Source organism: Streptomyces sp. NPDC059853, from assembly GCF_042731495.1.
Taxonomy (GTDB): Bacteria; Actinomycetota; Actinomycetes; order Streptomycetales; family Streptomycetaceae; genus Streptomyces.
In genome coordinates this window covers 1-11469 of the sequence record NZ_JBHWJL010000157.1, presented here as the reverse complement: position 1 = coordinate 11469, position 11469 = coordinate 1, and the positions used below count along the sequence as shown (strand labels likewise).

Genomic DNA, 11469 nt, shown 5'->3' with positions numbered 1-11469 from the left:
CCCGCGGGCACGGACTGGCCCAGCCGGACGAAGCGGACGATCTCCACGACCGCCCGGGCGAACAGCGCCACGGCGACAGCGGTGAGCACCAGCGACACAACGATCGCGGCCAGTTGCATGTCAGCTCCTGTCGGTCTTACTGGGCAGTAACTTGACGGCTTCGTATGAGGGTACCCACTTCACCGGCCCCCGTGGAAACATCCGGTGCGGTGGACGGCGGGCGGGCCCGTCCCGGCCGGCCGCGTCCGGGCGTACGCCGCCGCCGGGCGGGGGTGGGGCGGGACGGCGGACCGGATCATGGCCGATGCCTGCCCCGCGCGGACGATTCCAAGGCCGGTGGGCGCCCCGGGCGGGTGGGCCGACGTGCGGGGTCCCGGCCCGCGTGGTGCGATATGCCCATGATCGTCACTATTGTGGGCGCCGGCAGCATGGCCCGGGGCATCGCCACCCGCGCCCTGGTCGGCGGGCACACCGTACGACTCATCGACCACTCCGCCGAGAAGGCGCGCGCCCTCGCCGACGCACTGCGCCAGGCGCACCCGGCCGGGCACGTGCAGCCCTCCGACGCCATCGGGGTCGAGGACGCCGACATCGTCGTCCTCGCCGTGCCCTACCCCGCCGCGCGCGAGGTGGTCGCCGACTACGGCACCGCGCTCACCGGCTCGGTCGTCGTCGACATCTGCAACCCCGTGGACTTCCGCACCTTCGACGCGCTGCTCACCCCGCCCGGCGTCTCGGCGGCCGAGGAGATCGCCGCCGAGGCCGCGCCGGGCGTGCCGGTGGTCAAGGCGTTCAACACCACCTTCGCCGGCACGCTGCTCGCCGGGGAGGTGGCCGGCCAGCGGCTGGATGTGTTCATCGCCGGTGACGACGAGGGGGCCAAGGCCACCGTCGCCGAACTGGTCTCCTCCGGCGAGCTGCGTCCGCTGGATGTCGGGCCGCTGCGCCGGGCCCGCGAGCTGGAGGGGTTCCAGTTCCTGCTCATGACGGTCCAGGACCGGCTCGGTTTCGACTGGGCCGGCGCGCTCAAGATCATTTCCTAGGGGTGGCGTGAGGGAGACGAGCGACATCACCGCCGCCGGGCCGACCCGGCGCCGCTTCGCGCTGGCCGCCGCCGTCCTGCCGCTGGCGCTGCTGGTGACCTGGGACGGGGTGCACGGCGCCGGGCAGCACGAGGCGGGCGGCGACCGGGCGCGGGACGCCGAGTCCGTGACCCAGGCGGCCATCGCCCGCCCGCCCGGGATCGTCACCCGGGCGGAGTGGGGCGCGGACGAGACGCTGCGGTCGGGGCCGACCACCTACACCGGCGCCGTCAAGGCCGTCTTCGTGCACCACACCGCGCACCCGGACACCTACGACTGCGCCGAGGCGCCCGAGCTGCTGCGCGAGATGTACGCGTACCACGTGGGGCTGCGCGGCTGGGACGACCTCGGCTACAACTTCCTGGTCGACAAGTGCGGCACGATCTACGAGGGCCGCTCCGGCGGCCTGGAGCGCAACGCGTACGGGGCGCACACCGAGGGCTTCAACAGCGACACGGTGGGGATCGCGGTGCTCGGCACCTACGACCAGCTGGAGCCGCCCCGCGAGGTGCTGGACGCGATCGCCCGCATCGCCGCCTGGAAGCTGCGCTCCGGGGCGGATCCGCGGGCGCGCACCCAGCTGGTGTCCACGAACGGCGACAGCCGGTTCGAGGAGGGCGCGGCGGTGGAGGTGGAGGTGATCTCCGGGCACCGCGACACCTCGTACACGCACTGTCCCGGCGAGGCGCTATACGCGGCGCTGCCGGCGATCCGTACCGAGGCCGCCCGGCTGCGGTCGGAGGCGGCGCGGGCCGCGACCGGTGGGGCGGGGGCTCCGCAGGCCCCGGCGGAGCCGGAGGAGGAGGCGGTGCGGGAGCCGCGGATGCCGGTCGGTCCCCCTTGAGCGTAAGAATGGGATAAGAGTTGAGCCGGGTTCGCTCAGGTCATTTGACGTCGGTCACCGCCTGCGGCACTCTTGAGTCAGATTCACTCAACAGTGCTGGAGGAAACCGAAATGGCACGAGCGGTCGGCATCGACCTGGGCACGACGAACTCCGTCGTCAGTGTTCTCGAAGGCGGTGAGCCCACCGTCATCACCAACGCCGAGGGCGCCAGGACCACGCCGTCCGTCGTCGCCTTCGCCAAGAACGGTGAGGTGCTCGTCGGCGAGGTCGCCAAGCGGCAGGCCGTCACCAACGTGGACCGGACCATCCGCTCGGTCAAGCGTCACATGGGCACCGACTGGAAGGTGAACCTGGACGGCAAGGACTTCAATCCGCAGCAGATGTCCGCGTTCATCCTCCAGAAGCTGAAGCGGGACGCGGAGGCCTACCTGGGCGAGAAGGTCACCGACGCGGTGATCACCGTCCCGGCGTACTTCAACGACCACGAGCGGCAGGCCACCAAGGAGGCCGGCGAGATCGCGGGCCTGAACGTGCTGCGGATCGTCAACGAGCCGACCGCCGCCGCCCTCGCCTACGGCCTGGAGAAGGACGACCAGACCATCCTGGTCTTCGACCTCGGTGGCGGTACGTTCGACGTCTCGCTGCTGGAGATCGGCGACGGCGTGGTGGAGGTCAAGGCCACCAACGGTGACAACCACCTCGGTGGTGACGACTGGGACCAGCGGGTCGTGGATCACCTGGTGCGCCAGTTCGCCAACGCGCACGGCGTGGACCTCAGCAAGGACAAGATGGCACTCCAGCGGCTGCGCGAGTCCGCCGAGAAGGCCAAGATCGAGCTGTCCTCGTCCACCGAGACGACGATCAACCTGCCCTACATCACGGCGTCCGCCGAGGGCCCGCTGCACATGGACGAGAAGCTCACCCGGGCGCAGTTCCAGCAGCTGACCGCCGACCTGCTGGAGCGCTGCAAGACCCCGTTCCACAACGTCATCAAGGACGCCGGTATCCAGCTGTCCGAGATCGACCACGTGGTGCTCGTCGGTGGCTCCACCCGGATGCCCGCCGTCGCCGAGCTGGTGCGCGAGCTGACCGGTGGCAAGGACGCCAACAAGGGCGTCAACCCGGACGAGGTCGTCGCCATCGGCGCCAGCCTCCAGGCCGGTGTGCTCAAGGGTGAGGTCAAGGACGTCCTGCTGCTGGACGTCACCCCGCTGTCCCTCGGTATCGAGACCAAGGGCGGCATCATGACCAAGCTGATCGAGCGCAACACCACGATCCCGACCAAGCGCTCGGAGATCTTCACCACGGCCGAGGACAACCAGCCGTCCGTGCAGATCCAGGTCTACCAGGGCGAGCGCGAGATCGCGGCGTACAACAAGAAGCTCGGGATGTTCGAGCTGACCGGTCTGCCCCCGGCGCCGCGCGGCGTCCCGCAGATTGAGGTCACCTTCGACATCGACGCCAACGGCATCATGCACGTCTCCGCCAAGGACCTCGGTACCGGCAAGGAGCAGCGGATGACCGTCACCGGTGGCTCCGCGCTGCCGAAGGACGACATCGAGCGCATGATGCGCGACGCCGAGCAGTACGCCGACGAGGACCACCGCCGCCGCGAGGCCGCGGAGACCCGCAACCAGGCCGAGCAACTCGTCTACACCACGGAGAACTTCCTCAAGGAGAACGCCGAGAAGGTTCCCGACGAGGTGAAGACCGAGGTGGAGACCGCGGTCGCCGACCTCAAGGAGAAGCTGAAGGGCGAGGACACCGCGGCCATCCGCGAGGCGTCCGAGAAGGTCGCCGCCACCAGCCAGAAGCTGGGTCAGGCGATGTACGCCGACGCGCAGGGCGCCCAGGCGGCCGGTGCGGGTGCCGGCGCGGGCGCGGGCGCGGCGGGCGGTGCCCAGGGTGGTGCGGCCGGCGGCGACGACGATGTCGTCGACGCCGAGATCGTGGACGACGACAAGCCGAAGGGTGGTGCGGCGTGACCCAGGACCCGCAGGGCTTCGACAAGGAGCCCGAGGTCCCCGACACCGAGGCCGCGCATCCGAACCCGGACGCCGCCCCCGCCGAGCCGGAGCAGCCGGACGGCGGGGCGGCGCAGGGCCCGGGTGAGGGTGCCGGTGCGGGCGCGGGCGGTGACGCCGGGCAGCCCTCGGTCGAGGTGGCGCTGACCGCGCAGCTCGACCAGACCCGCTCGGCGCTGAACGAACGCACCCAGGACCTCCAGCGGCTCCAGGCGGAGTTCCAGAACTACCGCCGCCGGGTGGAGCGTGACCGGGTCGCCGTCAAGGAGATCGCGGTCGCGAACCTGCTCACCGAGTTGCTGCCGGTGCTGGACGACATCGGCCGCGCCCGGGACCACGGCGAACTGGTGGGTGGCTTCAAGCAGGTGGCCGAGTCGCTGGAGACGGTGGCGGCCAAGATGGGCCTGATGCAGTTCGGCAAGGAGGGCGAGCCCTTCGACCCGACGATCCACGAGGCCCTGATGCACAGCTACTCGCCGGATGTCACCGAGACGACGTGCGTGCAGATCCTCCAGCCCGGGTATCGGATCGGCGACCGGACGATCCGCCCCGCGCGGGTCGGCGTCGCCGAGCCGCAGCCGGGCGCCCAGCCCGCGCAGGCGGCGGGTCCGGCCGGGGACGAGGCGAAGCCCGACCAGCAGGAGGACGGCGCCGCGTCCACCGAGCCGGAGAACGGGGCCGGCGGCAGCGGTGCCGCCGGTTCGGACGAGGGCTGAGGCGGAGGGAATGCGGCTGCTGAACGGACCGATCGGGGAGGAGGGATGCCGGGGATGAGCACCAAGGACTTCATCGAGAAGGACTACTACAAGGTCCTCGGTGTCCCGCGCGACGCCACCGAGGCGGAGATCAAGAAGGCGTACCGGAAGCTCGCCCGCGAGAACCATCCGGACGCCAACAAGGGCGACGCCCGCGCCGAGGAGCGGTTCAAGGACGTCTCCGAGGCCTACGACGTGCTCGGCGACGTGAAACGCCGCAAGGAGTACGACGAGGCGCGCGCCCTGTTCGGCGGTGGCGGCTTCCGGCCCGGTCCCGGGGCGGGCGGCCAGCAGTTCAACTTCGACCTGGGTGACCTCTTCGGCGGTACCCCGGGCGGGCCCGGCGGGCCGGGTGGTCCCGGTGGCCCGGCCGGCGGCTTCGGCGGCGGGGGCATCGGCGATGTCTTCGGCGGACTGTTCAACCGGGGCGGCGCGGGGACCCGTACCACCGCGCCGCGCCGGGGGCAGGACGTGGAGTCCGAGGTGACGCTCAGCTTCACCGAGGCGGTCTCGGGCGCCACCGTGCCGCTGCGGATGTCCTCCAGCGCGGCGTGCAAGGCGTGCTCGGGCACCGGCGACAAGAACGGCACCCCCCGGGTGTGCCCGACCTGTGTCGGCACCGGCCAGGTCAGCCGCGGCGGCGGCGGCGGTTTCTCGCTCACCGATCCGTGCGTGGACTGCAAGGGCCGGGGCCTGATCGCCCAGGACCCGTGCTCCGTGTGCCGGGGCAGCGGCCGGGCGACCAGTTCGCGCACCATGCAGGTGCGCATTCCGGCGGGCGTCGGCGACGGGCAGCGCATCCGGCTGCGCGGCAAGGGCGCCCCGGGCGAACGCGGCGGTCCGGCCGGCGATCTGTATGTGGTCGTGCATGTGGACGACCACCCGGTCTTCGGCCGCCGTGGTGACAATCTGACCATTACGGTGCCGGTGAGCTTCACCGAGGCGGCCCTCGGCGGCGAGATCTCGGTGCCCACCCTCGGCGGACCGCCCGTCACGCTGAAGCTCCCGCCCGGCACCCCCGGCGGGCGCACCATGCGCGCCCGGGGCAAGGGCGCGGTGCGCAAGGACGGTTCGCTCGGTGATTTGCTGGTCACGATAGAGGTAGTGGTCCCGCGCGATCTGAGCGAGCCGGCGCGCAAGGCCCTGGAGGAGTACCGAGCGGCAGCCGGGGACGAGGATCCCCGGGCGGCGCTGTTCGAGGCCGCGAAGGGAGAGTGACGAGATGGACGGCTGGAACGCACCAGGAACCGGGTCCCGCTCACCAGGTGGAGGCCGTGGGGCGGGTCCCGGCCCGCTGACCGACGACACCCCGGTGTACGTCATCTCGGTCGCGGCTCAGCTGTCCGGTCTCCACCCGCAGACCCTGCGGCAGTACGACCGGCTCGGCCTGGTCTGCCCGGACCGCACGGCCGGGCGCGGGCGGCGGTACTCCGCGCGCGACATCCAACTGCTGCGCGAGGTGCAGCGGCTGAGCCAGGACGAGGGCATCAACCTCGCCGGGATCAAGCGGATCATCGAGTTGGAACACCAGGTGGCCGTCCTGCGCTCCCAGGTCGCCGAGATGCAGCAGGCGCTGGAGGGCGCGGCGCTGGCGATGCGGCAGCGCGAGGCCCAGGTGCACGCCTCCTACCGGCGCGACCTGGTGCCGTACCAGGACGTCACCCACCAGGGCGCCGTCGTGGTCTGGCGCCCCGAGCGGCGCGGCTGAACCGGCAGCGGTGGGGCCCGGTGCGGATACCGCACCGGGCCCCCGCGCGTGCGGGGGCCGGGGAAAACCCGGGCCGCCCGCCACGAGGGAATGAGAAGCTGCGTTCATGCGAGGGACAGGACCCGGACTCGATTCCGGTGGTGACGGCATACCCCTGCTGGCGCTGCACGGCAGCTTCGGCCGCGGCGCGGTCTTCGCACGGCTCGCCGCCGATCTCGGCCCCGCCTTCCGGGTCATCGCCCCCGACCAGCGCGGCCACGGCCACTGCCCGCCCCGCGCGGGCGGCTTCGGCATCGACCGGTTCGTGGCGGACGCCGAGCGGCTGCTGACCGAACTGGTCCCCGGGCGGCCCGTCGCGGTGCTCGGCCACTCCCTCGGCGGGATCATCGCCTACCACCTGGCCGCCCACCGCCCCGATCTGGTCTCCGCGCTGATCATCGAGGACGTCGGCCCGGTGATGCGGCGGCCGGAGATCGCCCACCCGGTGCTGGACGTACGCGGCTGGCCCGCCAGCGCCCCCACCCGCGAGGCGCTCGCGGCGGCGATCGAGGCGGCCGGCGTACCGGACGTCTCGTACTTCATGGCCAGCGCCGTCCCGGACCCCGGACACGGCGGCTGGCGGCTGCTGTTCGACTGGGACACGATGATGGAGGTGCAGTCCGGCGGCGTCGGCGACTGGTGGCCGGTCTGGCTCGGCTCCCGCTGCCCCGCGCTCGTGCTGCACGGCGAGCACAGCACCCTGCTGCCCGCGCCGCTGGCGCGCGAGATGACCGCGCGGCGCCCCGGCACCCGGCTGCTGGAGTTCCCCGGCACCGGCCACTGGATCCACGACGAGGACCCGGCGGGCACCGCGCGGGCGGTACGGGAGTTCCTGGCATGACCGGACCGGACCCCGCGCTGCTCGCGCTGCACGACGTCGGCCACGCCTACGGGGACACCCCCGTGCTGCGCTCCGTCTCGCTGCGGGTGGCACCGGGGGAGTGCGTGGTGCTGCTGGGCCCGAACGGCTGCGGCAAGTCCACCCTGCTGCGCCTGGCGACCGGGCGGCTGCGGCCGACAGCGGGCGAGGTGCTGTTCGCCGGCCGGCCGGTGGACGAGAACGACCCCGGCACCCGGGCCCGCATCGCCACCGCCCTCGACCCCGCCGCCTACTACCCGGATCTGACGGTGCGCGAGCACCTGATGCTCATCGCCCTCGCCCACGGCGCGGGCGACGCCGCCGAGCAGGCCGTCACCGGGCAACTGGCCGAACACCGGCTGACCGGGCGCGCCGACGCGCTGCCCCGCGAGCTGTCCTCCGGCCAGACCCAGGCGATGCTGCTGGCCGCCGCGCTGGTGAGGCCGCACGACCTGCTGGTCCTGGACGAGCCGGAGCAGCGGCTGGACGCCCGGGCCAGGGCGTCCCTCGGCGCCCGGCTGGCGCAGCGCAAGCGGACGTCCGGAACGGCGATCCTGCTGGCCACCCATGACGCGGCGCTCGCGGCGGAACCGGGCCTGGCGGACCGGCTGGTGGAGTTCGACGACGGCGCGGTGACGGTGCGGCCCCGTGCGGGACGGTAGGCGGGACCTGGCCGGGAGCCCGCAGGACGCGCTGCGTCATCTGTACCGGCTCACCGGCCCCCAGCGGCGGGCCAAACGGCGCGCGGACGCGCTGCTGCTGTACGGAGTCTCGCTGACCGTCGCCTTCTGGCTGGTGCCGTATCTGGTGGACGCCGGACGTACCGCCGCCGCGGGCGCGGGCGGCGGGCTGTGGGTCAACGGCCGGACGGCCGCGCTGCTGGAGGCGCTGCCGGGCGCACTGCCCGCCCTGCTGGCCCTCGCGCTGTACGGCGCGGCGCGCACCGCGGTGTGGCGCGGGCCGGTGCGGCTGCCGGGTGAGGTCGTCAGCTGGCTGCTGCCGACCCCGGTGGACCGGCGCCGGCTGCTGCTGCCGTACTGGTGGGCCGCGGTGGCCCGGGTGGGGGTGACGACGCTGCTCGCCGGTGCGGCGGCCGGGTTCCTGCTGCGGGCGATGGTGCCGGGTGGCGAGGTGGTCTGGGCCCCGGTCGTGGCGGCCGGGGCGTGGGGCGGGCTGCTCACCGGACTGCTGGCGGTGGCGACCGGCACACTCGTCGAACGGTACGAGGCCGCGGTCGCCCGGCACGGCCGGCGGCTGTTCCGCGCGGCGGCGGCCCTGGTGGCCGTGCTGGGTCTGGCGGCGGCAGCGGGGACCGGGCTGCTGTGGAGCGGGCCGTGGGGCTGGGCGGTGGCGCCGCTGGCGGCGGCGCTCGGCCTCGGCGGCGCCTCGTGGTGGCCCCTGGCGGTGCTGGCCGGCTCGGCGGGCACCGGGTGGCTGCTGCTGGTGGCCCATCGCGCGGCGGGCGCGATCCCGGCCGCGGCGCTGCGCACCCGCACGGCGGCCGGGTCGCTGCTGGCCGCCTCGGTGCTGACGGGCAATCTGCGGCAGGCCCGTGCGGTGGTGCGCGACACCGGCCGCCCGCCCGCGCGGCCGGTGCGGCTGCGGCTGCCGGTCCCCCGGCGGCGCGCCCTGCTGGTGCCGTGGCGGGACGCCACCGGACTGCTGCGCACCCCCGGACGGCTGGTGGCGGCTGCGCTGTGGGCGGGGGCCGCGGTGCTGCTGGCCCACGCCGGATGGCCGTCGGCCGCGCTGGTCGCCGCCTACCCGGCGGCCGGGGCGCTCACCGAACCCGCCCGACTGGACAGCGACGACACCCGGCGCGCCGGCCAGCTGCCGTACGCGCCCGGCACGCTGGCCCTGCGGCACGGCGCGGTGCCGGCGCTGCTGCTCGTCGCGGCGCTCGCACCCGGCGGGGTGCTGCTCGCGGCCACCGCCCCCGCACTGGTGGGGGCGGCGCTGGTCAGCTCCTACCGGGGGCAGGTCCCGCCACACGTGATGGTCGGGGTGGAGACTCCGGCCGGGAACACCGGCCCCTTCCAGACCGCGCTGTGGCACGTCCGCGGGCCCCTGGTGACACTGGCCCTGCTGGCCCCGGCGCCGGGGATGCCGCTGTGGGCGGCGCTCCCGTGGGCGCTGGCGGTGGCGGCGGGCACGGCGGGATGGGTGCGCCGCACCGTCCGGTACGCGATCAGCTGAACAGCGCCTCGCACCACTCCCGCTGGTCCTCGGTCAGCCACTCCCGGGCGTCGTCGCAGGAGAACCCGCCCGGCCGTCCGCCGCGGTGCCGCTCGCGCTCGGGACGCTGCCGCTCCTCTTCCTCCGCTCCCGCGGCCCCGCCCTCGCGGGGCGCGGGCACATCAGACCGGCAGAGCCATCCGCTTGGGGGCCAGCGCGGGAACGGCCGGGAGGACGAGGGACACCAGGCAGCCCGCCAGCAGCCAGCCACCCACCACATCGGTGAACCAGTGGACGCCGAGATAGATCCGGCTGAGACCGACCGCCACCGTCCAGCAGCCGGCCAGCGCCACGGCCGCCGTGCGCGGCCAGCCGCGCCGTACCGTGAGCAGCAGCACGGTGATCAGGGTGAACCCGGCCAGCGCGGTGGTCGTGGTGTGACCGGAGGGGAACGACGGACCGTTCACGTGCGTCAGCCAGTCCGGCATCGGCGGCCGGGGGCGGTCGATGCTCCACACCAGCGTGTACCGCAGCAACTGCCCCGTCACGAGCGCCCCCACGCCCGCCAGTGCGCCGATCACCGGCGCTCCGGAACGCCGCCCGGCCAGCGCCCCGGCCAGGGCCATCACCAGGATCGGCACCACCCCCGTCCCGGTATCGGTGACGGCGGTGACCAGCCGGGTGAGCCCCGGGGAGCGGTGATCGAGGAACCAGCCGGTGAGCGCGGTGTCGATCCCGAACGGCTCCCGGCCGTGGAGGAGAACCGCCACCGTCAGCAGCGTGAACAGCGCGCCGGTCACGGCGGCGGTCAGCAATGAGCGGGCCATTGGGGCAGGTTAGGCCCCAGCCGGCCGAACGGCCCGTCACCGCGCGGACCGCGGGGCGGGGAAAGGGGAGCGTCCGGGGGTGGTGTGGGCGCATGGTGGTGTCCTTCCGTCGTGGGCCGGCCGCGCCGGGGCGGGGGTCCCGCTCCACGTCAGGAGGCGGGCGCCGCAGGGACGTTGCTGCCCTCCGTCCCCACTCCTCAGACCACCCGGCACCATCGTCGCGTTACCGGACCGTGACCTCTTCACCCGATCGAGTGGCGCGGCTGGACATGGCACCGCGCCACGCGCAGCGTGTCCGGCATGGACGTCCCCCGCCGGCTGCTGTCCGCCGCCACCGCCGCCGTGCTCACCGTCACCGGGCACGGGCTCACCGCCCCCGCCGCGCTGGCCTCCGAGCCGTGGGCGGACGGCGCGCTCGGCACGGTCGGCAAGATCCTCTGGGAGCTGGACGACAGCGGCCGGCTCGGGGTGTGTTCCGGCGCCGTCGTGGACGCGCCGGGCGGCAGCGTCGTCGCCACCGCCGCGCACTGCGTCAGCGCGCCGGACCGGCCGCAGCCGCCCGCCGAGGTGTGGTTCGTCCCCGCCTACGACCACGGTCTGGGGACCTATCGGGAGGACGGCTGGCGGGTCCTGTCCTTCCACACCCCCGCCGCGTGGCAGCCACGGGAAGGCGGGGACATCGCCGAACTGCTGCCCCACGACTACGCGTTCCTGACGGTGGAGCGGAAGGCGGGGCGCACCCTCCAGCAGACGCACGGCGCGAACACGCTGGCGTTCGCGCCGGTGCCGGCCGGTGAGGACGTGGCCGTGCTCGGCTACCCGGCGGCGGCCCCGTACGACGGTGAGTCGCTGCGGTCCTGCTCGGGCCCGACCCAGGTGCTCGACGGCCCGGACGCGCCGCCCGCCAACGCGGGCGGGCTGCTGCTGGAGGACTGCGACCTCACCGAGGGCACCAGCGGCGGCCCCTGGCTCCAGGGGTACGACCCCGCCACCGGCACCGGCACGGTGGTGGCGGTGATGTCGGCGGGCACCGGCACCGGCACGGTGGTCGGCCGCCCCTTCCCGCCGGAGGCCGAGGACCTGCTGGCGGCCGCGGTGGCGGCGACGCCCTAGCGCGACCGGTCCGGGACGCCGTGCACGGCGGCGTACTCTCCG

At 74.1% G+C, this 11469-nt stretch carries 12 protein-coding genes; 10 read left to right on the top strand and 2 right to left on the bottom strand.

Annotated elements, in window-relative coordinates; genetic code table 11:
- Positions 1-398 precede the first annotated feature (398 nt).
- The 9 genes from ACFV5N_RS17335 to ACFV5N_RS17295 all read left to right on the top strand — a co-directional run bounded on the left by ACFV5N_RS17335 (position 399) and on the right by ACFV5N_RS17295 (position 9508).
- On the top strand, positions 399-1043 hold the full coding sequence (locus tag ACFV5N_RS17335; protein WP_385600185.1) for an NADPH-dependent F420 reductase: 645 nt from the start codon (positions 399-401) through the stop codon (positions 1041-1043).
- Between the two features lie 7 nt (positions 1044-1050).
- The gene (locus ACFV5N_RS17330; RefSeq protein WP_385600183.1) at positions 1051-1926 is read left to right on the top strand and encodes a peptidoglycan recognition protein; all 876 of its coding nucleotides are present in this window, start codon (positions 1051-1053) and stop codon (positions 1924-1926) included.
- Between the two features lie 111 nt (positions 1927-2037).
- A complete protein-coding gene (gene dnaK, locus ACFV5N_RS17325) occupies positions 2038-3912 on the top strand; it encodes a molecular chaperone DnaK (protein WP_385600180.1) in 1875 nt (624 codons plus the stop codon).
- Positions 3909-4667, top strand: coding sequence for a nucleotide exchange factor GrpE (gene grpE, locus ACFV5N_RS17320; protein ID WP_385600177.1), 759 nt, complete (start codon positions 3909-3911; stop codon positions 4665-4667). The genes dnaK and grpE overlap by 4 nt, the downstream gene beginning before the upstream one ends.
- Positions 4668-4721: 54 nt before the next feature.
- Positions 4722-5924 (top strand): molecular chaperone DnaJ, encoded by a 1203-nt coding sequence (dnaJ, locus tag ACFV5N_RS17315; RefSeq protein WP_385600174.1) that lies wholly within the window; start codon positions 4722-4724, stop codon positions 5922-5924.
- A gap of 4 nt (positions 5925-5928) precedes the next feature.
- On the top strand, positions 5929-6414 hold the full coding sequence (locus tag ACFV5N_RS17310) for a heat shock protein transcriptional repressor HspR (RefSeq protein ID WP_385600171.1): 486 nt from the start codon (positions 5929-5931) through the stop codon (positions 6412-6414).
- Positions 6415-6520: 106 nt separating this feature from the next.
- The gene (locus tag ACFV5N_RS17305) at positions 6521-7294 is read left to right on the top strand and encodes an alpha/beta fold hydrolase (protein WP_385600168.1); all 774 of its coding nucleotides are present in this window, start codon (positions 6521-6523) and stop codon (positions 7292-7294) included.
- Entirely contained in the window at positions 7291-7974 is a 684-nt protein-coding gene (locus ACFV5N_RS17300) for an ATP-binding cassette domain-containing protein (RefSeq protein ID WP_385600165.1), read from the top strand. The genes ACFV5N_RS17305 and ACFV5N_RS17300 overlap by 4 nt, the downstream gene beginning before the upstream one ends.
- The gene (locus ACFV5N_RS17295; protein ID WP_385600162.1) at positions 7961-9508 is read left to right on the top strand and encodes a hypothetical protein; all 1548 of its coding nucleotides are present in this window, start codon (positions 7961-7963) and stop codon (positions 9506-9508) included. Before ACFV5N_RS17300 ends, ACFV5N_RS17295 begins: the two co-directional genes overlap by 14 nt.
- Here ACFV5N_RS17295 and ACFV5N_RS17290 read toward each other — a convergent pair.
- Together ACFV5N_RS17290 and ACFV5N_RS17285 are read right to left on the bottom strand one after the other, a co-directional pair.
- A complete protein-coding gene (locus ACFV5N_RS17290; RefSeq protein ID WP_385600159.1) occupies positions 9501-9668 on the bottom strand; it encodes a hypothetical protein in 168 nt (55 codons plus the stop codon). The two genes, ACFV5N_RS17295 and ACFV5N_RS17290, sit on opposite strands and share 8 nt — an antisense overlap.
- 1 nt (position 9669) lies before the next feature.
- The gene (locus tag ACFV5N_RS17285; protein ID WP_385600157.1) at positions 9670-10314 is read right to left on the bottom strand and encodes a phosphatase PAP2 family protein; all 645 of its coding nucleotides are present in this window, start codon (positions 10312-10314) and stop codon (positions 9670-9672) included.
- Positions 10315-10614: 300 nt separating this feature from the next.
- Between ACFV5N_RS17285 and ACFV5N_RS17280 the strand changes: the two genes are divergently transcribed.
- Positions 10615-11427, top strand: coding sequence for a trypsin-like serine peptidase (locus ACFV5N_RS17280; RefSeq protein WP_385600154.1), 813 nt, complete (start codon positions 10615-10617; stop codon positions 11425-11427).
- The last annotated feature ends 42 nt before the right edge of the window (positions 11428-11469 follow it).